21 protein-coding genes and 1 other annotated feature are annotated in these 24,162 nt (G+C 34.3%); of the genes, 6 read left to right on the forward strand and 15 right to left on the reverse strand.

The window, feature by feature from the left end; genetic code table 11:
- Entirely contained in the window at positions 1-954 is a 954-nt protein-coding gene (gene miaA / locus BUB90_RS05420) for a tRNA (adenosine(37)-N6)-dimethylallyltransferase MiaA (protein ID WP_073284210.1), read from the reverse strand.
- Between the two features lie 878 nt (positions 955-1,832).
- Between miaA and glmS the strand changes: the two genes are divergently transcribed.
- Both glmS and BUB90_RS05430 read left to right on the forward strand, forming a co-directional pair.
- A complete protein-coding gene (glmS, locus tag BUB90_RS05425; RefSeq protein ID WP_073284213.1) occupies positions 1,833-3,653 on the forward strand; it encodes a glutamine--fructose-6-phosphate transaminase (isomerizing) in 1,821 nt (606 codons plus the stop codon).
- Positions 3,654-4,016: 363 nt separating this feature from the next.
- Positions 4,017-5,423, forward strand: coding sequence for an amidophosphoribosyltransferase (locus BUB90_RS05430; protein ID WP_073284217.1), 1,407 nt, complete (start codon positions 4,017-4,019; stop codon positions 5,421-5,423).
- A 53-nt stretch (positions 5,424-5,476) separates the two neighbouring features.
- On the opposite strand, the gene BUB90_RS23415 is transcribed toward BUB90_RS05430, so the two are convergent.
- Together BUB90_RS23415 and BUB90_RS05435 are read right to left on the reverse strand one after the other, a co-directional pair.
- Positions 5,477-5,617 (reverse strand): hypothetical protein, encoded by a 141-nt coding sequence (locus BUB90_RS23415; RefSeq protein ID WP_170865439.1) that lies wholly within the window; start codon positions 5,615-5,617, stop codon positions 5,477-5,479.
- Entirely contained in the window at positions 5,604-5,816 is a 213-nt protein-coding gene (locus tag BUB90_RS05435; RefSeq protein ID WP_073284220.1) for a hypothetical protein, read from the reverse strand. Before BUB90_RS05435 ends, BUB90_RS23415 begins: the two co-directional genes overlap by 14 nt.
- 345 nt (positions 5,817-6,161) lie before the next feature.
- Between BUB90_RS05435 and BUB90_RS05440 the strand changes: the two genes are divergently transcribed.
- From BUB90_RS05440 to BUB90_RS05450, 3 genes are all read left to right on the forward strand, one after another.
- Positions 6,162-6,707, forward strand: coding sequence for a biotin transporter BioY (locus tag BUB90_RS05440; protein WP_073284223.1), 546 nt, complete (start codon positions 6,162-6,164; stop codon positions 6,705-6,707).
- Positions 6,707-7,081, forward strand: a complete 375-nt coding sequence (locus BUB90_RS05445) for a DUF1284 domain-containing protein (protein ID WP_073284226.1) — start codon at positions 6,707-6,709, stop codon at positions 7,079-7,081. The genes BUB90_RS05440 and BUB90_RS05445 overlap by 1 nt, the downstream gene beginning before the upstream one ends.
- A 282-nt stretch (positions 7,082-7,363) precedes the next feature.
- On the forward strand, positions 7,364-7,582 hold the full coding sequence (locus tag BUB90_RS05450; RefSeq protein WP_073284229.1) for a hypothetical protein: 219 nt from the start codon (positions 7,364-7,366) through the stop codon (positions 7,580-7,582).
- A 79-nt stretch (positions 7,583-7,661) separates the two neighbouring features.
- Here BUB90_RS05450 and BUB90_RS05455 read toward each other — a convergent pair whose 3' ends face one another.
- From BUB90_RS05455 to BUB90_RS05510, 12 genes are all read right to left on the reverse strand, one after another.
- The gene (locus BUB90_RS05455) at positions 7,662-8,507 is read right to left on the reverse strand and encodes a polysaccharide deacetylase family protein (protein WP_073284232.1); all 846 of its coding nucleotides are present in this window, start codon (positions 8,505-8,507) and stop codon (positions 7,662-7,664) included.
- 184 nt (positions 8,508-8,691) lie between these two features.
- Positions 8,692-10,056: a glycine--tRNA ligase gene (locus tag BUB90_RS05460; RefSeq protein WP_073284235.1), complete on the reverse strand. Its 1,365-nt coding sequence runs from the start codon at positions 10,054-10,056 to the stop codon at positions 8,692-8,694.
- Between the two features lie 96 nt (positions 10,057-10,152).
- Positions 10,153-10,409 (reverse strand) — a binding site (T-box leader).
- A gap of 109 nt (positions 10,410-10,518) precedes the next feature.
- A complete protein-coding gene (locus BUB90_RS05465) occupies positions 10,519-10,797 on the reverse strand; it encodes a DUF3795 domain-containing protein (protein WP_073284238.1) in 279 nt (92 codons plus the stop codon).
- Positions 10,798-10,891: 94 nt separating this feature from the next.
- A complete protein-coding gene (locus tag BUB90_RS05470) occupies positions 10,892-11,422 on the reverse strand; it encodes a cysteine hydrolase family protein (protein WP_073284242.1) in 531 nt (176 codons plus the stop codon).
- Between the two features lie 251 nt (positions 11,423-11,673).
- Positions 11,674-12,873, reverse strand: coding sequence for a MerR family transcriptional regulator (locus BUB90_RS05475; RefSeq protein WP_073284245.1), 1,200 nt, complete (start codon positions 12,871-12,873; stop codon positions 11,674-11,676).
- Positions 12,874-13,142: 269 nt separating this feature from the next.
- Positions 13,143-15,389, reverse strand: a complete 2,247-nt coding sequence (locus BUB90_RS05480; protein WP_073284248.1) for a DNA topoisomerase III — start codon at positions 15,387-15,389, stop codon at positions 13,143-13,145.
- Between the two features lie 289 nt (positions 15,390-15,678).
- The gene (locus BUB90_RS05485) at positions 15,679-18,234 is read right to left on the reverse strand and encodes a DsrE/DsrF/DrsH-like family protein (protein WP_073284251.1); all 2,556 of its coding nucleotides are present in this window, start codon (positions 18,232-18,234) and stop codon (positions 15,679-15,681) included.
- A 159-nt stretch (positions 18,235-18,393) separates the two neighbouring features.
- Entirely contained in the window at positions 18,394-19,074 is a 681-nt protein-coding gene (locus tag BUB90_RS05490; protein WP_073284254.1) for a Crp/Fnr family transcriptional regulator, read from the reverse strand.
- 30 nt (positions 19,075-19,104) lie between these two features.
- Complete coding sequence (locus BUB90_RS05495; protein WP_073284257.1) at positions 19,105-19,599, reverse strand: hypothetical protein; 495 nt, start codon at positions 19,597-19,599, stop codon at positions 19,105-19,107.
- Between the two features lie 102 nt (positions 19,600-19,701).
- Positions 19,702-20,724 carry an aldo/keto reductase gene (locus tag BUB90_RS05500; protein ID WP_073284260.1) on the reverse strand — a complete coding sequence of 341 codons (1,023 nt, stop codon included), beginning with the start codon at positions 20,722-20,724 and terminating at the stop codon, positions 19,702-19,704.
- Between the two features lie 271 nt (positions 20,725-20,995).
- Complete coding sequence (locus BUB90_RS05505) at positions 20,996-22,378, reverse strand: HAMP domain-containing sensor histidine kinase (RefSeq protein ID WP_170865440.1); 1,383 nt, start codon at positions 22,376-22,378, stop codon at positions 20,996-20,998.
- Positions 22,371-23,054 (reverse strand): response regulator transcription factor, encoded by a 684-nt coding sequence (locus tag BUB90_RS05510; RefSeq protein WP_073284263.1) that lies wholly within the window; start codon positions 23,052-23,054, stop codon positions 22,371-22,373. The genes BUB90_RS05505 and BUB90_RS05510 overlap by 8 nt, the downstream gene beginning before the upstream one ends.
- 175 nt (positions 23,055-23,229) lie before the next feature.
- On the opposite strand from BUB90_RS05510, the gene BUB90_RS05515 reads away from it, so the two are divergent.
- A complete protein-coding gene (locus BUB90_RS05515) occupies positions 23,230-23,931 on the forward strand; it encodes a hypothetical protein (protein ID WP_073284267.1) in 702 nt (233 codons plus the stop codon).
- The last annotated feature ends 231 nt before the right edge of the window (positions 23,932-24,162 follow it).

Consider the following 24,162-nt stretch of genomic DNA (forward strand, 5'->3'; position numbering starts at 1 on the left):
CTACATAATCTTCTTCTCATGTAATGTTTCACACATTTTTTCTAGTATTGCATCTTCATTATCCTCAAACTCACTTTTGTTTAACCAAATAACATCTCTTTCTCTCTTAAACCAAGTTAATTGACGTTTTGCAAAATGTCTTGTATCTCTCTTTAATACATATATTGCTTCCTCTAAAGTACACTCACCTTCTAGGTAGGCTAGTATCTCCTTATATCCTAATCCTTGCATAGAAACAAGTTCTTTGCTATACCCCTTTTTATATAAAGAAGTAACTTCATCTAGTAAACCCTGCTCCATCATAATATCAATACGTTTATCAATTCGATCATACAGTATACTCCGATCATGATTTAAAACAAAATATGCAAAGTTATAAGGCGATTCCTTTTGTTTTTGTTCTTCATTATGTTCTGAGATTTTTTTACCTGTTTGATGATAATATTCAAGCGCACGAATTACTCGTTTTACATTGTTTTGATGAATTGTTTTGGTAGCCTCTTCATCTACTTCTCTTAATTGTTCATAGAGAAATTCAGCTCCTTTTTCATCGGCTACTTGTTGCAGGTGCTCACGGTAAGAAGTATCGTCTACTGTTTGTGTAAAATCGATGTCATTGAGGATTGCTTGTATATAGAATCCCGTACCGCCTACAAGGATAGGTATCTTTCCTTTTGCATAGATCTCGTTCATATATGTTAATGCTAGTTGTTTGAACTTAACCACATTGAAATCTTCGTCTGGCATGAATTCATCTATTAGATAATGTTTGACTCCCTGCATATCCGTTGGCATAATCTTTGCAGTACCAATATCCATCTTTTTATATACCTGCATAGAATCTGCTGATATGATTTCACCGTTAATAGCCTTTGCAAGACGTATGGAAAGTGCAGTTTTACCTACTGCAGTTGGTCCTGTAAGAATGATAAGTGGTTTATTTCCCTTGTCCATATGCACCTCCAATAATATTTCTATCCTTATTTATGGTAGTGTATCATACAATTAGCTAATTTTCAAACACAATAGGTACAATTTCATGCATGATACTCCCATTCATTAGTTTGTTACATTTCAATTAACTATTCGTCAATTTCTTGACTTACCTAATAAAACATGCTATATTTGACGAAGATTGCAACTTTTCGCGAATTGGATAATTCAAAAGATTTAGCAATTGTACTTATATTTTGTGTTACAACTATGCTACTACTTTCATATACTAATAGTATAGATTGTTTAATTAGAATAATTAGAGGGGGGATCCATAGACACATAATTCTATATAATAATAGCCCAAATATGAATGTAATATCTGACAGAAATGTCTTCAATTAGTGTTATAGTTTCTATTCTATCCTAATTTGATAAAATTAGCGCCATGTACCTTTGTCTGGGCGGAAAAAGCAAAGGGTAACGAGGTAAAAGGTGTTCGAAACTTCGGCGGGGACCTTTTCGTATTCTTGGATGCGTAATATATCTTTAAATACCTGAGTAATCAGGGAACAAAGAGGTATAACCAAGCTGTTATTTTTGTTGTCTTTTTTAGACTATTTCTTAGATTCCTATATAAATTCCCTAATTCAAGAATTAAATCTTGTCTTATGACTTTTATGTACTGAATCAAAGCAATCGTCTTACTTAAATTCTGCAAAAATACCTATTTTGATTATTATTGTTTAGGTAATTGGAAACTTTTTGTAATGATGACAAACATATCCATGTGTATTAGTGCGTTGTAATAGGCTACCCCAAAACACAGATATGATGTTGACATGGAAAAGAATTTCGCAATTGACCCATATTAATTGTTATATAAAGGAGAATGAATTATGTGCGGAATTATTGGTTTTACTGGAAATCTTGATGCTACAGAAGTAATGTTAAATGGTCTTAGTGAATTAGAATATAGAGGATATGATAGCGCTGGTATCGCTTTCTTTCAAAATGATGCCATTCGCACGATTAAAACAACTGGTAAAGTTTCCAATCTTATTGAAAAAGTTGTTTCTTCAGTAGATAAAGATACAACTTGTGGAATTGGTCATACTAGATGGGCAACACATGGTGGAGTATCAGATACTAACTGCCATCCACATACCTTTGGTAAGGTTACTTTAATCCATAATGGTATTATTGAAAATTATCATGAGTTAGAGAAAGAATTTGCCAAAGAAAGCAAGTTCCCTGTATCTCAAACTGATTCTGAAATTGCTGCTATGGTTATTGACAGTCTATATACTGGAGATGCATACGAAGCCCTCCGTAAAGCTTCTGATATTCTCGATGGAGCATATGGTTTTTGTATACTTTTTCATGATCAACCAGGTGTTATCTATGCAATTCGTAATGGTAGTCCTCTTGTAGCTTGTCAATCTGAGCAAGGTTCTATCATTGCTTCTGACATGGTAGCATTAATCAAATACTCAAAAGATTACTTCGTATTACCGGAACATCATATTGCTAAATTAGATGGTTCTCAAATTGAAGTTACTGCGCTAGATGGCACTGTAGTTGAGCCAAAAATCTTGCATGTAGACTGGGATATTACGTCTGCTAAAAAAGGTGGATATCCTCACTATATGTTAAAAGAGATTCACGAACAACCAGATGCTTTACACAATACAATTACTCCTCGTGTAAAGAACGGAATGTTAGATTTTAAAGAAGATGGAATCGCCGACGATGTATTCACAGATATTAATCGTGTAATAATTATTGGCTGCGGTACTGCTATGCATGCTGGTCTTATTGGTAAAGTAATGTTTGAAAAATTATTACGCATACCAGTAACCGTTGAAATTGCATCAGAATTCCGTTATAACGATCCAATTCTTGATAAGAATACGTTAGTAATTACCATTTCTCAATCTGGAGAAACTGCTGATACTCTTGCTGCTCTTCGATTATCAAAAGAAGCTGGTTGTAAAACACTATCAATAGTTAATGTAAAAGGTTCTTCTATTGCTCGCGAAAGTGATTATGTTTTCTATACACACGCAGGTCCAGAAATAGCAGTTGCTAGCACAAAGGCATATATGGTTCAATTATCTAGTATCTATATGATTGCTTTCAAATTTGCTATGCTCCGAGGAACAATTAGCAAAGAAACTTGTGAAGATTACTTAAAACAACTACAAGACACTATTAATGCGGTTGCCACTACGATCGACTTAGATAAACAAATTGAAAAAATCAGTGAGTGCCTTACAAGTGTAGAAGATCTATTCTTCATTGGAAGAGGTCTTGATTATCCTTTATCATGTGAAGGTTCTATCAAATTAAAAGAAATTAGTTATATCCATTCCGAAGCATATGCAGCTGGTGAGTTAAAGCATGGTACGCTATCACTTGTAACAGATGATGTACCAGTTATTGCACTAGCAACACAAGAAAAAGTTTATTCTAAGATGATTTCAAACATTCGTGAAGTACGTGCAAGAGGTGCTATGGTTATACTAATTACCAATGGCGAAATGCCAGTTGATGATGATCTATGTGCTCACCATATCGTTCTACCTAAAACTGACGATCAATTTGCTCCTTTCACCGCAGCTGTTGTTTTACAACTAATTGCTTATTACACATCTGTTCATCGTGGACTTAATGTAGACCAACCAAGAAATCTTGCAAAATCTGTAACTGTAGAATAATTAAATATAGATGTTTTTAAGAGTAGAGGAAAATAGAATTTGATTTTCCTCTACTCTTTTTCTAATCTACGTCCAGTGTATGAAATTAAGTCACATAATTGAAGTCCTAAAAGAAATCAACGTTATATAAGTAAAGCTAATATGTTTTATGATTTATTAGTATATTCTTATATAAGCATTGTTTTTAGTAGTTATTTTTAATAGAATAAGATGGTAATCGAAAAACATTATGTTATTAAGACTATTAATTACTAACAACATTATATACTCAAACTTCACACATAAAAAACTTATAGCAGTTAGCTACATTTTGAAATCTTCAAGTGCGAAGTTTAAGTCATATATTAATAATCGGAGGTTATTATGGGCGGATTTTTTGGCGTTGCATCAAAATCAGATTGTGTGTTTGATCTATTCTTCGGAACAGATTATCACTCTCACCTTGGAACAAGAAGAGGCGGTATGGCGGTATACGGCGAGAAAGGATTTGACCGTGCAATTCATAACATCGAGAATTCACCTTTTCGAACTAAGTTTGAGAAAGATGTGAATTCGATGAAAGGTAACCTTGGTATCGGATGTATATCTGATTATGAACCACAACCGTTAATTGTACGTTCCCATCACGGTACATATGCAATTACTACGATAGGAAAAATTAATAATACAGAAGAAATCATAAAGCGTGTCTTTGCTACAGGACATTCACATTTCTTAGAAATGAGTGGTGGTGATATTAATCCTACTGAACTAGTAGCCGCTCTAATTAATCAAAAAGAACATCTTGTTGACGGTATTCAATATGCGCAAGAATTAATAGAAGGATCTATGACACTAATGATAATGACTCCAAAAGGAATCTTTGCAGCTAGAGATCGATACGGTAGAACTCCAATATCGATTGGCAAGAAGGCTGATTCCTTCTGTGCTTCATTTGAAAGTTTTGCATATCTTAACCTAGGTTATACAGAATATAAGGAATTAGGACCTGGTGAAATTGTAGTTCTTACCCCTGAAGGTGTGCAGACATTACGTCAACCAGGTAAAGATATGAAAATCTGTACATTCTTATGGATATATTATGGATATCCTTCTTCCTCCTATGAAGGAATCAGTGTAGAGAAGATGCGTTATAATTGTGGAGAAAAACTTGCTAGTCGCGATAATGTTAAACCAGATATCGTTGCTGGTGTACCTGATTCTGGTACTGCTCATGCAATTGGTTATGCCAATGCATCGGGTATTCCATTCTCAAGACCTTTTATTAAATACACTCCAACTTGGCCACGTTCTTTCATGCCTACCATTCAAAGCAAACGTAATTTAATTGCTAAGATGAAACTAATACCTGTGCATGATTTGATTCAAAACCAAAGCTTACTTTTAATTGATGATTCCATTGTTCGAGGAACTCAACTTAGAGAAACTACTGAATTCTTATATCAAAGTGGTGCCAAGGAAGTTCATATTCGACCAGCTTGTCCTCCTCTATTATACGGTTGTAAATATCTTAACTTCTCTCGTTCCACTTCAGAGATGGATTTAATTACACGTAGGATTATAGCTAAGAACGAAGGAGATACTGTAGAGAAGAAGACACTTGAAGAATATGCGAATCCAGAATCAGATCGTTACCAATCTATGCTTGATGAGATCCGTAATCAGCTTAACTTTACTTCTCTAAGATATCATCGCCTTGACGATATGATTGAGTCTGTTGGTATTGAACCATGTAAGTTATGTACGTATTGTTGGAACGGACAAGAATAAAACAAAGCATTTGTCAACCATTGTTAATATAGGTTGACAAATGCTTTATTTTATTAGCCAAATCCATAGATTTTTCTTGATAATTTATATCCCATAATAATAATTTTACGTCCTGATTCGCCCGGTAATTTCATTGATTTCGCAATTAATAAGGAATTAACTTCTTTATAAAGATCCTTATCATAATTTTTCAAATAATCCCATAGCGCTTGTTTTTTCTCTAAATTCTCTTCTGAACCCTGATTTAATTAGGAAAACAGAACTAATGGTCATCATCATAGCTAAATATTTAACCATATAATTTCTTAATTTTCTATCTCTAATTTTTAGAATATCATAACATTCTACCATGAATTTTGTTACTCGTATCTGTTGATCAATTCTGCTAATCATTACCTTTTCATTGACAGACTGGTCATCTCTACCAATAAAAAATTACCTAACGTTAAAATTTAGTTACTCTTACTAACACAGCCATGATAGCATACGGGAATAACTTGTTATGTATTTTGGCACATCTTGCAATTTTCATGGCACATATTGTACACCATGTAATAAATATAATATTTTCTACAATAGTTTTTGTGCAACTTTAAATTCACTCGTTAATATGACATAAGAAAACTAATGTCAACCAAAATCATATAATGGTTGACATATACACACCAAGCAACTATACTAATGTTAACTCACGTGTGTATTAAGTTAACAATAAGAAATATAGGGAGGATATCTACTATGAATATGAAAACCAAAGTTTTAACTACAAGTGCAATGTTTGTTGCTCTTACTGCAATTTGCTCACAGATACAGATTCCACTACCAATGGTTCCAATTAATCTTGCTTTGTTTGCTATCTATCTAGCTGGCACTATACTTGGTCCTAAGTATGGTACATTATCAATTCTTACTTACGTGTTATTAGGGGGACTTGGTGCTCCGATCTTTGCTGGATTATCCGGTGGTTTTGGTAAAATCACAGGCCCAACCGGTGGTTATATTATAGGATATATAGTAGCCACATTAATTGTAGGACTTATCACTAAGAAGTGCGGTTATAGTTGGTGGACCCTAGTAATCGCTATGATAGTTGGCTTAACTGCTTGTTACATTATAGGAACAACATGGTTTATGTACATAACAGGTAATTCACTAGCAGCATCTATGACCTATTGCGTTATTCCTTTCTTACCAGGTGATGTCGTTAAGATCATTCTAGCAACAGCATTAACGATTCGATTACGACTATCATTACCGGACTTAATGCGTGCGGAGGCAATATAATGAAAACACTTCTACGTCCACACCACGGGCTTTGTATTCAATTCTATGAAGGAAAAGGATATAATGAAGAATTTACGAAAAAGATGGATGCATTGATTAATCAAATACAACGAAACCCCAGGATGGTAATTCAATTACATACAGCTGTGGATGAATTATGTAATTCCTGTCCTAACAATATAGATTCCGAATGTATATCCTATGAGAAAGTAAAGCGATTTGATGAAAAAGTACTGTCCTATTGTGATCTAAACTCCGGACAGGTGCTAAGCATGCAAGAGTTTTTACAGTTAGTAAAAGATATGATAATAGAGAAGGATCTTCAACCCTCCATATGTAGTGATTGTGAATGGTATTCGATTTGTATCAAATAAGTTGCGGGCCAGAGTGTCAAAAGCCTCTCCCAAGCGAGAGCGTGTTGCGAGTGAACTATGTTTGACATAACATGCTCACACATAAATCTGTGTAAATTAACGAAATCAAAGTTAATATTAGCTTTTGACACCCTAACCAGTATGTATATAGCGAAGTTCAATAGCTATATAACAACAACGTAAAATTCAGATTAATAATAAACTATCTTGTATTTTCTGGTTTTTAAGGATAGAATATCTATATATTCATAAACACAAACAGAACATAGTGGAGGTAGCAATATGAAACAATGTATTACAGAATTCTTAAATCGTTCTTGGACAAAAGAAGAAAAATTCCTCGTTATTCTCTCTGCAACATTAGTAGGGATAGTTGCTGGATTTATCTTCTCTCCATTCCAAAAAGGAATCAGTGTATTTAGTCACAATGGTTCAAATAATTCGAACAATGGAAATCCTCAAGATCCTACCATAGAAGAAGAGGTTTGTGAGGAGCAATAATAATCTACTTCATAAAGGACTGTTTATCAAGATTCTTATAACTATAAGGTATCTATAAACAGTCCTTTGCTTTTCTGTTCTATATCGACAATTCTGTGAATTTCTTCACTACAATTGGTCCATCGTCCCCTTCAAAATACAAATCAATTCCACTGGTATTAATAATTGTAGAACCATCTGCATAGTATTTTGCTTGTTTAAATGCATTGTAGTAAGTTATGATGTCACTATTGGTAGCTACCCAGATATCAGATAGATACGGTTGCATATATTTAAGCAAGTTCTCTATTGTATCCCAGTCGTTATTTCTCGCAAATTCGTAACTATGTCCCCATATATAAAACAACCGGATTCGTCGATAGATATCTTCTTCTTCGCAGAATTCCTTCGCTAATTCCATAAGTTTGTCATCGTTATGATGACAGGTTGGATTCCATTCAAGTGGATTGGTTGGTAGCTCAAACTGATGCGTTGTATTCACAGTTCTTGCATATTGAATACCACACATCTGTAATACAGATTTAACAGTATCACTATAGGTACCATATGGATAAGCAAATCCATTAACGATATAACCTGTTATATCTTCAAGATTCTTTCTATCAGTAATTACCTCATAAGACATTACACTAGTATCAAGAGCTGGAAGTGAAGGATGCGTAACGGTATGGGACGCTACTTCATGACCTTTGTACAATTGTCTCACTTCTTTAACTGTAACAGTTGAATTCTCCTGCTTGACCCCATCTATATTCTCAACTTCTATTCTACCTAGCTCTCCTGAGTTAAGATTAAAGGTTCCCTTTACATGGTATGTATTAAATAGTTCTACTAATTTTCGATCATGAACCAATCCATCATCATAACTGAAAGTTACTGCTTTTCTTTTTCCCTCTGGAAAAAGTAAATTCCATTTTGTCGCCATTATGTACCTCCTTCAATATATGTAGATCTGATTTCATTATCTTCAAAAAGGGTAAGCATTGTTAGATAACCAAATCAAACAAATTCACTATAATAAATATAGCACTTTCTAGGAATATTGAGAAGTACTATATTGCTATATCTTACCCTTTTACTGCTCTGTTATGACATGGTAGCCTAAGGTATTATATTCTTTCTATAAGATAGGGTACTAGATCAGATACAGATACTGTTATTTGTTCCATACTATCTCGTTCTCTAACCGTTACTGTATTATTCACGATTGTATCATCATCAATTGTAATTGCAAATGGTGTACCAATCGCATCACCTCTTCGATAACGTTTACCGATATTCCCTGCCTCGTCATAAGAAACCATCATGTATTTTGATAGCATGTGATGGTATTCTTTAGCCCTATCAGCATGACGCTTCTTAATTAGAGGTAGTATATTAACCTTAATCGGTGCTAAGAAAGGCTGTATTCTTAAAACTACACGAGTGTCACCACCTTCTAATTCTTCTTCCACTAGATTTTCACACAATACAGCTAATATAAGTCGATCCAAACCGTAGGTGGATTCGATAACATAAGGTATATAACGTTCATTTGTATTAGCATCAAAGTATTCCATTGTTTTACCTGTGTATTCTTGATGTCTTGCTAAATCAAAGTCTGTTCGATTGTGTGTTCCGTTGATTTCACCCCAACCAAATGGGAATAGATATTCGATGTCACATGCTGCCTTTGCATAATGAGCTAACTTCTCATGATCATGATAACGTAGATGTTCGCTAGATAATCCAAGATACTGAAAGAACTCTTTTCCATACTCTTTGAAATACTTGTAGAGACCTTCATCATCACCTTTCTTACAAAATGTTTGATACTCCATCTGTTCAAACTCGATTGTACGAAATGTGAAATTACCTGGCGTTATCTCGTTACGGAACGCTTTACCGATTTGTCCGATACTAAAAGGTAATTTCGTACGCATGGTTCTTTGAACATTTAAGAAATTCACATACTCCCCTTGGGCATTCTCTGGTCTTAGATATACCGTGTTAGCAGAATCATCAGTTACTCCACGTCTAGTAGCAAACATCAAGTTAAAATTACGAATATCTGTAAAATTTGATTTGCCACAAACAGGGCAAGCTATTCCTTTACTACGTATAAATGCAATCATCTCTTGTTGTGACATAGCATCAGCATTTGCCGTATCATCAAAATCATTGATTAAATCGTCTGCACGATGTCTGGTTTGACACTCTTTGCAATCTAATAGGGGATCTGAGAACCCTTCTAGATGACCACTTGCTTTCCAAACCATAGGATTCATTAAAATATCAGCATCTATTTCATAACTACTATCCCTGCGTTGAATAAAAAAGTATCTCCATGCATCTTTAAGGTTGTTCTTTAATCGACATCCAAGTGGGCCATAGTCCCATGTATTTGCTAGGCCACCATATATTTCACTTCCTTGAAATATAAAACCATACTGATTACAATAAGCGATTAGATCATCCATATTAAATGTTTTCATTCACAATTCCTCCTTGTTATCCAATTGATATTCAAATCATTCATAGTGAAGCTATTTTAAAAGGCAAAAGAAAAGAGCCCGCTCTAAGCTTATAATGCTTAGGGCGAACTCTATAATAAGTCCGTGGTACCACCTAATTTCAGATGTCTCTGCTCTTTGTTAGCACGGGAATGTATGCTTCCTTATGCTACTCCCATTCTAACGGTAGGAACTCCGGTGCCATCTAATCAATATTACTACCTTTCAATGCACAGCTCAAAGGCGCCTTCTATAGAACCTTCATGAAGATTTTCACCAAACATCTTCTCTCTGAAATCCAGTTACTATATACTACTCCTTATCATTGCTTCTATTTATGAATTTATTAAATATTACTCATATATAGAACATTTGTCAATCTTTTTTTAATATTCTGTTCAGTTTTGTATAAATTATTTTCCGTATAAATTATTTTCTTCTAAATTAATTCAACGTTTCTGTAGCCTCCTTGCCACACCAATGTCTACATTGTTCAATTCTAGCTCCATTGTCTCCTTGCTCTTTATCGTAGGCGAAATTATGTAAAGTGTTGCAAGGAAACTGATGACAATGTCCACAATTCTCTGATTCTTTCGTTTCACAACATTGTTTCACCGTGCATTTGCCCCAGAATGGATTTTTTATGTTAACGCACCCCTTGCAATGAAATTGTTCCCGGTATTCACATTTGCTACATTCAATACCACACCTTGATTCAATCATATTTATCCTCCCTAATTTAATAGATTTATATCAAAAGTATATAACATCAAACACGACAACTATGTGACATGTTAGAATTGAATACAGCCTAATGCTATCTATTAATCACTTTAACTTGCAATCCTTCCATCACATCCAGCGCTTTCTGGTTAAGTATTGGGTCAAAGCTAGCTGTTAGAGAAGCATCCACAATAATTGTAGCACCCGGATAGTACGTCTGAAAAATAACCGCATTACTTAGTACGCAAATATTTGATACTAATCCAACCAACTCAATCTCGTCAACCGACTTTGGTAACTTATTCGCTATTTCATGCGTAATAGAAAGTCCAAATGACTCTTTGTTAAAACCTTGTGCCCCTACTTCATCCAATGCTACCTTTGTTTCACCATACACTTCCCAACCATTCGTATACTTTACACAGTGTTCAACTGGAAGATTTCTTCCTTCGCGTGTATATAGATAATTCTCTTCATGCGTATCTCTTGTAAAGAATACATTGCCTTCACCATGTTCTCGAATCTTTTTGGCAATTGCTTCATCTAATCTTTCTGCACCTTCAAAACCTAATGCTCCATTCACAAAATCATTCTGATAATCAACAACGACTAAAATCTTCTTCATACATATACTTCCTTTCGTTTTGTTTTGTTCCTTTCTTTTACCGTTATAAATCATTGGTCAATCTCGATTCATTACCTTTGGTTTGTATGGTTTTCCAAGTATCCTATGTATTATTCCTATAAGCACTATAATATTATTAGTAATACTATCACATAGAAGAACATAATACAAATATACGATTTTAACTAATTATATCACGAATACATTCTACTTATCTATAAACCTTTAATTTCGGTACCAGTTACCAATGGTCATATATTCCTACATTCAAACAATCCAGTTTCTTTATGTATTAAGAAAGCTCCTTCTTTATCAATACGATCCATAATCATCTTCATTAGCATATCACCTGTTCTTTCAAGTATAACTGGTGCATTACCTGGAAAAGAATATACGTAATCCCAGATAACCTTTGCATTGTCAACAATAAGGTTGGAATCAAAATCATATCTCTCTATCTGGTTGAATACTTTACTCAACTGAGTTTTTCCATTTTGCAAAGAAAAACGTTTGACGCATAAATCTAAGGTGTTATCTATTGTGTTATCATACTCATAAACTAGATCCATTAATTCTTTCATATGTCCATTACCAATTGTAGAGCATACCAGATAACCATCTTTTCCCAATGCTTTCTTAAGTTTTAGCAAACAGTCTTCCATTCGTTCAAGATGATAAAGCATATGATTCGCTATTATAACATCAAATTTCATATCATCAAGTTGTAGGTTATTACTGTCCTCTTGTCTGTAATGTATCTGTATATTCTTTTTGATTAATTCAGCCTTGTGTTTATTGAAACACTTTTTTATACATTCTAACATTCCCTCAGAATAATCAGATACGTATATCTCCAAATTTGGAGGTAACCGTGTTATATTCGTCTCCCATAATAAGCCGTTTCCACAACCTACTTCAAGTATCTTCATGCCATCTTCTATATGCAGATGATCAAAAACCCATTCCATCCAGTTTACAGTACTGGTATTATACTGATGTATGGTTATTCTTCGATTTAGATTATCAGTTGTTGCATACTGATTTTCGATTTTTTTTTCATTTGATAATAAATTTAATAGTACTATTAGGTTATCCCAATCTTCTATCTCGGTACACGTTTCAGCCACTTCTACTGCCTCAAGCAAACGATCAATCTCTATCCTCTTCTTCTTTAGTAGCTCTTTTTGACTCTCCAAGGATTGTTTCATTATAGAATATTCTCTCTGATGACTTTGTATAAGTTCTTTAATTTGTTCTAAAGAAAAACCTAGGAACTTAAACATTAGAATTTTCTGTAAAGTTTCAAAAGAACTACTGTCATAATATCGATATCCACTCGCTGAATAATCAACCGGTTGTAATAGCCCCTTAGAATCATAGTATCGAATAGTTCTACTAGATACTCCTGATATCTTTGCAATTTCACCTGCTGTATAATATTTTTTCTCCATACTCTCTCTCCTAAATCTTTATAATCATCTTATGTTTTCTAATGGATAACTGTTGGTTACATATAATGATTATTTATTTTTTACTGCTTTCATTATAAGGGTTTACGTTACGGAAAGGTCAATAAAAAACCTATAAGTTATTTACACAAACTTCACACTTGAAGATTGCGAAAAGTAGCTATCTGCTATATTCAACGAAAAACATATATGATAGGAAGAAAACTACCAAATTGTCAAATTACAAGTTGATAGTTTTCCCGTTGTCTTTATTATAATTTTAATTTAGCAAAGGCATCTGCAAAAGCATTGTTTACAGGTTCTTTCGCCTCTTTTTGTTGCTTCTTCATATAATTTACTACATCTTTCTTCGATACACCTGCACCTTCCTTCTTTCGACGCTCTTGAAAGGCAGATAATTTTTCTTTATGTCCACATTGGCAAGTAAAAACCTGTGCATCATCTTTACCGCACAATTCCATCTTCTTATGACATACTGGACATCTAGCATTACTTACCCTGGCAATCGTTTCTCTATGTCCACATTCACGGTCTTGACATACTAACATACGACTATTCTTGCCTTTAACGGATAACATACGTTTTCCGCAAACTGGACATTTAGAATTTGTTAAATTATCATGGCGATACGTACCTGCACCACCTTTGATTTCGCTTACTATCTCTGTAGAATACGAACGAATTTCATTCATGAACTGTTCTTTCTTCAAAGTTCCTTTCGCAATTCTTCCTAGTTTCATCTCCCAATCAGCCGTAAGTTCAGGTTGACATAACTCGGAAGGGACCAACTCAAGTAATTGTTTTGCTTTGGAAGTTACGAAGATTTCTTTTCCTCGTTTTTCAAGTAAGAAATTAGCAAACAACTTGTCAATGATATCTGCTCTTGTTGCTACTGTACCAAGCCCTCCAGTTTCACCAAGTGTCTTAGCTGCTTCTTTATCATAATGTTCCATATACTTAACAGGGTTCTCCATAGCAGAGAGCAAAGTAGCTTCGTTGAATGGGGCTGGTGGCTTTGTTTTACCTTCTGTTATAGAAACTGAGACTTTATTAATACTATCACCAGGTTGAAGTCTCTTCATCTCCTCATTCATAGAGACGAATTGTTCTTTCATGGGATTACGTGTACCTTCCTCGCAATCATCTTCAAAATCATATTCTCCTGCTGAATCACTATTTAAATCAGAACTGTATACCTCTTTGAAACCTAGTTTAGTTACTACCTTTGCTTTGGCAATGAAAGTTTCACCGCCATACTCAACTTCTATGTTGGTTTGATCATATTCAAACGGAGGATACAATACCGCCAAAAACCTACGAACAACTAAATCATAGATTTTTCGTTCCTCATTCGACATATGATCAAGATTAACATATTGCTCGGTAGGTATAATTGCGTGGTGATCAGAAACCTTATTGTTATTCACATAACTTGAATTTCCTTTCATTACTGTATTCACCAGACGACCTGCTAATTTCTTATATGGTCCTACTGCACAAGCACGTAAACGTTCCGATATCGTTGGAACTACATCTGTAGTAATATATCTAGAGTCCGTTCTAGGATAGGTTAAAACCTTATGGTTTTCATATAAGCGTTGCATGATATTCAAGGTTTCTTTCGCTGAGAAATTAAACCGCTTATTCGCATCTCTTTGTAATTCTGTTAAATCATATAGCGCCGGAGAATAGCTTTTCTTAGCTGTTTTCTTTACCTGTGTAACTTTCGCTTTACCATCACCAGCTTGTAATTTTTTATACAAATCTGTAATTCTACTCTTGTCGAATGTTGTATTGCTATGAGTGTTTCCGTCAATCCACGTAAAAGTTAATCCCATACTCTTAGCTTGTAAACCATAATATGGTTTTGGAACAAATTTTCGAATCTCCTCTTCTCTCTTCGCAATCATAGCTAGTGTTGGTGTTTGAACACGACCACATGATAACTGCGCATTATACTTACAGGTTAATGCACGAGTTGCATTCATACCTACCAACCAGTCCGATTCTGCTCTTGCCACAGCGGCTGCATATAGATTATCGTATTCTTTTCCATCTTTCAGATGTGAAAAGCCATCTTTAATTGCTTTATCCGTAACAGATGAAATCCAAAGACGTTTTATTGGCTTTTTACATCCAGACTTCTCGAGAATCCATCTTGCTACTAACTCACCTTCTCTTCCCGCATCTGTTGCTATTATAATATCACTAACGTCTTTACGATTTAACTGTGCCTTAACTGCATTAAACTGTTTAGCTGTTTGTTTAATTACTACTAGTTCCATTCGCGGTGGTAACATTGGTAGATGTTCAATCTTCCATTCTTTGTATTCCTCTTTATACTTTTCGGGATCAGCAAGTGTTACAAGATGCCCAAGTCCCCAAGTTATGATATATTTACTACCTTCAATAGCTCCATTTATCTTTTGATTGCATTTTAGAACTCTTGCAATATCTCTTGCTACAGATGGCTTTTCTGCAATTACAACTGTCTTCATTATTCTTTTTAGTCCTTCCTTATCTATCTAACGTAGTCATTATGGCTTATCTTATATACATTATACTTTATAACTAACACAAAGCAAGTATAATTATTCTTATGTTAATCTTATCACCAACCTAATCCAACGGAAGATAAACACATTTACTTAGCAGATTAATATACTTTCACCATACCTTTACTCAAATGACAAAATACAGATCTTTATAACGTAAAAAACTACTACAATTAAGCTAAAGTGTAGTAGTTTTTACATTATTTATCTTTCTTATAGAACAAGGATTTAATTAGATGAATAAGTTAACATTAGATTCTTCTGCATCTCCTAGATAAGAAGCAACTCCTGCGAATTCAACTCCATCGATTAACTCTTCCTTGGTAATTCCCATTACATCCATAGACATAGTACATGCTATTAATTTAATGCCTTGTGCCATTGCCTGTTTCATAAGGTCTTCTAATGTATTCACATTCTTATCTTTCATAACCTTCTTCATCATAGCAGTTCCCATTCCCGCCATATTCATCTTCGATAATTTTAGCTTCTTTGTTCCTTTTGGCATCATTTTACCAAACATAGCATCTATGAACGGTTTTTTAACATTCTTTTTATCTGTCTTTCTAAGAGCATTTAACCCCCAGAACGTAAAGAACATCGTCACTGGTCTTCCCATAGAAGCTGCTCCATTAGCAATTATGAAGGAAGCTAAGACTTTATCAAAATCACCACTAAAAACAATTAATGTTTTTCCTTCTCTATCGTTATTCATAACGCTATTCGAACTTGGTAAACTCTCTACTGTGGATCCTTTTTGTATTGTTACGATATTTTCATTATTAATACGTTCTGCTTTAACATATGTGTTTCCAGTTCGTCTACACCAAGATTGAATATCTTTTGAAAATCCCATATCCGTTGCAGAAACTTTTAATACCTCATGATCGTTCATATTCTTAACTGTTTCATTCACTCTCATGATTGGTCCTGGACACTGTAAACCACAACAGTCTAAGATTTTAATTTCTTTATCAGTTGCTTCTTCTATTTTTTGATTATATTCTTCCTTCATGGTATCATCCTTATCACTTTCCATTATATGTTCCGCTACTTGCAATTCTTCATCTTGTAGCCTATCTGCATAATGCATCGATTTATAGAAAGTTACACCACCTGCTAATACCGAAACTTTCTTAAATCCATGCTCCATTAAAATTCTGGCTGCGTTATATGCGCGTACTCCAATTGCACAATAAACAACTACTGGAACCTCTTTATTAAGTTCATTTATTCGTTTCCTTAATTGTCCTAATGGTATATGATAAGAATCTGGGATTTCAAAAACCATACGTTCGATATCTTCTGTAACATCAAGTATCACTTTATCTTCTTTCATTTCATCAAGTTCAGCAACTTCTGTTAGTGTAACCAGTCCATTCAAGATGTTCTCAGCTACGAAACCTAACATATTAACAGGGTCTTTGGCAGAAGTAAATGGAGGTGCATAAGCAAATTCTAATTCTTCTAAATCATAAATCGTTCCACCTAAACGAATTGTAGTTGCTACAGTATCAATTCGTTTATCTACTCCTTCACTACCAATAATTTGACAACCTAGAATCTTACCTTCTGTATCAAAATGCAACTTTAAAGTGAGTGGTGTTGCCCCTGGATAATAGCCTGCGTGAGATTTCTGATTAATTAAAGCGGTATAATAATCAACATTTTTTACTTTTCCAAAACTTTGTAACTGTTTCTCGTTCAAACCAACACTTGCTACATCGTAATCAAAAACTTTCGCTATAGATGCGCCTATAGTACCGTTATATTGCTTTCTATTACTATTAACCAACTTACTCTGAACCTTGTTCGTACTAGATTTAGCAACTATGATATCAGCAACTATTCGTCCTTGTTTGTTTGCAGGTCCCGCTAACGGAATCATTGTTTTGTTATTAAGGATTGGATTCGTAACTTCTATAACATCACCTACAGCATAGATATCTTCTATAGAAGTTTGAAGATGTTCATCAACAATTATTCCACCCCTCTGATTTAATACGATACCAGCTGTTTTTGCCAACTCACTATTTGGCTTTACACCAATTGCTAAGACAACGAAATCCGTTTCTAGCTTTTTACCACTCTCAAGTTCAACTGTAATAGTACCACGTTCTGTATTTTCACGAAAACCTAAAACACCATCTTCTAATTGTAACGACACTTTATTACTATGAAGATTTTCATGAATAAGTGTAGCCATATCATAATCGATTGGTGCCATTACTTGATTCATCTTCTCGACTAATGTGACTCTGATTCCAGCATGATGTAGATTCTCAGCCATCTCAAGACCTATAAATCCACCTCCAACTACGACTGCACTCTTAGGATTGTGTTTTGTTATTACTTCTTTGATTCGATCGGTATCTGGTACCGTCCATACTGTAAATATCTTATCACCATTAATTCCAGGTATCGGTGGTTTAATTGGAGTAGAGCCTGTTGAGATAACTAATTGATCGTATGACTCTTCATATGTTTCACCTGCTTTAATATTCTTAACTACAAGTTTCTTTTCTTCTGTATTTATCGAAGTTACTTCATTCAATACTCTTACATCTATATTAAATTTCTGATACATCGCTTCTGGTGTCTGTAGCAACAGATTATCTCTTTCACTAATCACATCTCCAACGTAGTATGGTAGACCACAATTGGCAAATGATATATATTCGCCTCTTTCAAATAGTACTATCTCCATTGTTTCATCTAATCTTCTAAGTCTTGCAGCTGTAGTAGCTCCACCAGCTACTCCGCCAATAATAACAGTCTTATTAGCCATATTCATTCTCCATTCTATATAAGTATTATGGTAACTATCTAAACAATAACATGATGTTCAAACCTAGTCACTTGATGCATATTAATTGCATGACAAAAACATTAACTCTTATCAATATAATACTTCATAAATGAATAATTGTACCGTGACTAAGTCACATTAAGACTCAATAGCAATCTTTCGTATTGCATCCTTATTAACAATCTCAACTTTTCCACGTTCTAATATAACAAAACCTTCTTTTTGAAAATATTTCAACATTCTAGAAACTACCTCTCTGGCACTTCCTAATTCTTTTGCTATTTCGTCATGCGTAACCACTAAAGAGCTTTCATTGGTCCTAATCACTTCATCATACAGATAACTGGCTAGACGTTTATCGAAACTTAAGAAAAGTATCTGCTGCATGGACCACATAACACTCGAGAATTTTTCTGTGGTTTGTTTATATATAAAGTTCTGAACATATACATTATCTTCTGATACACGATTTAGATAAGACGAATTCGTTACAACAAGTGTACTATCTCTCGTAGCTTCAATGAAAACATCAAACGTTATCTCATCCATTATACAAGAAGTTGCTAATGTGCACGTTTCTCCTTCATCAATTCGGTATAAGGTGACTTCTTTTCCATTTTCTGATTGAATAAAGACACGTAATTGTCCCTTATAAACTGTCAACATTCCAAAACATTGGCCCATTGGATCATGTACAAACTGTCCCTTTTTGAAGTTACTAAGAAATGAATTTTGTATATATTCTTCTTTCTGTGAATCCGTTATACGATTCCAGAAAGGGAATGTACGATTAAAATATTGTTGAAAATTAAATTCCATATCTTACTCCTTAAATATACTATTTATAAATTATTCAGTTATCAATTGTTTTATCTGTTCTTTCGTAACAACATTTTCTTGATTTACTCTAATGATATCTTCTGCGACCTTTTCCTCTAATTCAGCCTTTTTAAGAGAACCTTCTAACTCTTTTTCTAAATCTTCTTTTTCTAAACGTTCTTTTTTAGTTAGATCTTTTTCTGCTTTAATTTCCTTGTATATACGCTGTTTCTCTTCTCGTTCTTTAAGCACTTTGATTCGCTCTTTCAGTTCTTCTTTGATCTGGTCGATTGAAGTATCTATTTTGGTTATAAGAGTATCCCACTCCTTTTGAGTCATATCACAAGACCCAATCGGATAACTAGGCTCTCCATTTTCCAGACGATTCTCTACCAATGCAGAATAGTTCTTCATTGCCTTATTAAAGGATTCTTCCACCTCACTAACATCCACTTTCTGCGATTCAGCTTTTTTAGATAAGGAATTCCTATAATGAGTATTTGATATAACTTGATTTATTGCCACCTTACACCTACCCCTTCCTATAGCCACAACGTTATTAATTTGATACCGTCTTTGACCTTGTTAAAGTATTCTTTACATACTTTATCGGATTCGTATTATAATTTATAAAGCTTTTCCAGCTAATACCTCTACATAATCTTTGTAATTATCCTTTAGTAATTTAGGTGTATTTAAACCGTATGGGCATCTTGCTGAACAACGACCACAATTAATACATTTTTCAATTCGCTTCATCTTTGCTTGCACTTCTTTGGTTAACTGCAATTCAACTGGAGAACGACGTAACAATAATGACATTCTTGCACAGTTATTGATTTCTATTCCAACCGGACATGGCATACAATACCCACAACCACGACAAAAATTACTCGCTAGTTCCTTCTGGTCCTTTTCAATTACCGCTTTAATCTCCTCTGTCATGGTAGGTGGATTATCGATATAGCTTATGAATTCATCGAGCTCTGTCTCTTTTTGTATACCCCATATCGGTAAAACGTGATCGTATAGATCTTGATACGCGTATGCTGCTTTAGAATTCGTAATTAATCCCCCTGATAATGCTTTCATTGCGATAAATCCTATATTATTTTCTTTACAACGACTTACTAGTTTGCGTTCTTCTTTGGTAGCAAGATAATTGAACGGAAATTGTAGAGTCTCATATAACTCGGAATCTATTGCCTCCTTCGCAACTGCTAATCGGTGATTCGTAATACCTATATGACGAATCTGTCCTTGTTCTTTTGCTTCTAACATTGCTTCATATAAACCAGTTCCGTCTCCTGGTTTTGGGCAAAAGGATGGGTTATGGAATTGATACAAATCGATATAATCTGTCTTTAACAACGATAAACTTGTACTCAAGTCTTTCCAGAAAGTTTTTGCATCAGTAGCAGCTGTTTTCGTTGCAATATAAATCTTATCTCTAACATCTGATAAAGACTCACCAATCTTTGCTTCACTATCTGTATAAAATCTTGCTGTATCATAGAATGTAATTCCGTGCTCGTATGCTTTTCTTAGTAAGTTGCCAGCATCTTCATTGCTTACTCGTTGAATTGGTAGTGCTCCAAAACCATTCTTGTTTACAGTTATCCCTGTTTTACCTAATGTAACCATTGACATAATACTGATTCTCCCTTTTATGTTCTATTCTCAATATATAAACTTTCTGAAGCTTATTAAACCTTCACCAAAAGCTAACTACTATGTTCAACTAAAAACCCACTATCGCAACGCTGAAGTTAGGACCCTTGACACCCTAAGCAGTTTTTAGTTTAATCTACATAACTACTATAAGATTTCTATCTTCACCTGTCAATCTTTCTGTAACAATATGATTCAAAGGTCAAAAAATCGGCCAATTGTACTTTCATAACAATTGACCGATTCTAAGTTACTTAGCTGGAAAACGAAAGAAGAAGGTACTACCAACCCCAAGTTCACTCTCTCCCCATACCTCTGCGTGGTGTACATTTGCAATCCATCTTACCATAGCTAAACCAAGGCCAAGACTTCCTTCTTCTTTAGCCGTTCTTGAAGGATCTACTTGATAGAATCTTCTCCAGATCTTTTCCTTGTTCTCTTCTGCTATTCCAATTCCATCATCACTTACATATCCAACAAGAGATTCGTTATCCGTTCCTCTGTTTTCTCTATACAAAGCTATCTCTATATTACCAGATTCTTTCCCGTAATTAATAGCATTCATTATAAGATTCATGAAGAAACGCATTAACAATGTTTCCTCTCCTTTTATCGCAATCCCCTCTTCGATCATGGCATGTACATTGATATTCTTCTTCTGTGCTCTTTCTCTTGCATCTTCAACAATTACTTCTAGCAAATCACTTAGATTGACCCATTCTAATTGTATTTTGTTTGAATCCATATCACTTCTAGCAAGTAATAATAATTGCCCTATAAGATTAGACATGCGTACTGTTTGTAGATGTATGCTTTCTAAAGCCTCTTTTGTCTCTTTCCTATTATCAAATTCCATTGCATATTCACACTGGGATAATATAACACTTACTGGAGTTCGAAGTTCATGAGATACATCCGCAGTAAATTGCTTTTCTCTCTCAAACGAATCTTCTAGACGTTCAAACATCTGATCAAACAGTCTACCTAATCGATATAATTCATCCTCTCCCTCCCCTAGATTCACACGTTTACTAAGATCATTCCCACTGGTTATCTGTTCAACCGTTTTACTCATCTGTTTTACTGGATTGAAGGCTCGTTTCGTTAGAATATATCCTCCTACAATCGCAATTATAATAATAATCGGTGCTAATATCAATAAAACCAGAACGTTAACATGGGTACGCCCCACATTCGTTGATGTTGGCATCATACCACGAATGGTTACTATTCCATAACCCGGTACTTCTTGTATCATATCGTAGACATACCAGTCCTCCGATAGTGAGATTTTCCTGAGTTTTTGATTAACAAATGACAAAGTAGAACCAACTTCTCTAGGAAGAAATCCATGAATCAGCTTTTCATTACTATTAAATATTGATATATAGATACCTTTTTCAACAAAATCGACGTCTTCATCTATCTCAAGTTGTCCTTCCTCATATTCAATCTCCTGAGAAACTTCTTGTACCTTATTGATAAGCATTTCTTTTGATGAATTACTCAGTATTCGTTCACTTACAAGATACGTAACAGAAACTATTATCAAAGCCATAATACAAAGAAAAGCAGTATACCAAAGCGTTACTTTCCATATTATGGATATCCTTTTTCTATGCATCTTACTCATGATTTGCCTCATCTCTAAGCACGTATCCTGCTCCTCGTATGGTGTGTATTAATTTAGGTTCAAAATCTTGATCAATTTTCTTACGAAGATAGCGAATATATACATCGATTACGTTCGAACCTCCTTCATAATCAAAATTCCAGATATGTTGTTCTATCTTTGCCCTGCTTAATACAACACCTTGATTTCTTATCATATATTCTAAAACGGAAAACTCTTTGCTTGATAAAGGAATAACAGTTTCCCCTCTCTTCACAATTCGCGTATCACAATCAACACTTAGATTAGCTACAGCGAAAACATTCGTTACTTCATCGATACTCCTTCTTGTTAAAACCCGTACTCTTGCTAATAGTTCATCGAATGCGAAGGGCTTTACCAAATAATCATCAGCACCACTATCAAGTCCCATTACACGGTCTTCAATAGCATCTTTAGCTGTTAATAACAATACTGGAGTTTTATCACGCTTCTTTCGTAGCGTTCTTACAACATCTAAACCATTCATCTTGGGCATCATGATATCAAGCAAAATTACATCATATTCGCCCATTCTCATATAATCAAGTGCCTCTTCACCATCATAACATGTATCAACACTATAACCTGCCTTATTAAGTCTCTTAACAATTATCGAATTCAAGTCTCTCTCATCTTCAACTACTAATATTCTCATATGAAATCCTTCAGCCTTCTTCTTTAATCAGATCAGTATACACAAAATCGTGATGTAAACTTGTACCAAATAATTTATATATCTTTTAATATTCTTTTAATGTTTAGATTTTATACTAAGCAAGTAACAAAACAACAAAATAATAAAACTATTCAAAAGGAAGGTAAGATAAACTATGAAAAAATCTCTAAGTACAAAAGTATTAGCATTAGCAGCAATCGCTACAATCGGTGTAGGTTCTCAAGTAGCTTTTTCATATGCAGAAAACACCAAATTCACTACAGCGACTAAAACAACCTCTAATATAAGTGTTAAATCTGTGGAATACGATTACGATGAAAAAGATGACTCTATCGAAATCGATTTTTCAACAAGAATTAATCTTAGCTCTTCTGCTAAGGCAAGTGTAAAAGATGATTCTGGTAAGACCTATAAAACATTTATAGAAGAATCGGATGAAAACGAAATTGACTTAGACGTAGCTAGTTTAAAAGCTGACAAGAGTTATACGGTAACTATTACTGGTATTAAGAATGAAACAGAATCTGAATACGGTACTTTAACAATCACATTCAGCATTCCAAAAGCATCAACTAATCTCGTAGAGGAAGTAGATTTTGATAGCGAAGATAACGAAGTTTCATTTGATTTTAGTAAGAAAGTAAAATATAACAATCCTAATGTTACTATAACCAGTGAAGATGGATCAAAAACGTATAATGCAACCATTATTGAAAAAGAAAATGATGAGTTAAGTGTAAGGGTGAATGACCTTAAAGAAGGAAACACTTACAAATACAGTATTACTGGTATAACTGAGAAATCATCTGGTAATTCCAAAACTCTAACAGGTGATTTTGTTGCCTTAGAGGACTAATTTATTAAAAAAGCCTTAGAATTCGATTCTTTGAAGAGACGAATTCTAAGGTTTTTCTTATATTCTCAAACTTCGCACATAAGCAACTTCGCTTAGAGTAGATAATTGCTATATTCATAAGAAAAACTATCTGAACACGTCAGCACTTGATTGAGCAACGCGAAATCTTAGTACTGCTACGTGTGAAGCTAAGCGAGAGCGGGTTTTTCGTTGAATATAGCAGTTAGCTAC

This window comes from Anaerosporobacter mobilis DSM 15930 (genome assembly GCF_900142955.1).
Taxonomy (GTDB): Bacteria; Bacillota; Clostridia; order Lachnospirales; family Lachnospiraceae; genus Anaerosporobacter; species Anaerosporobacter mobilis.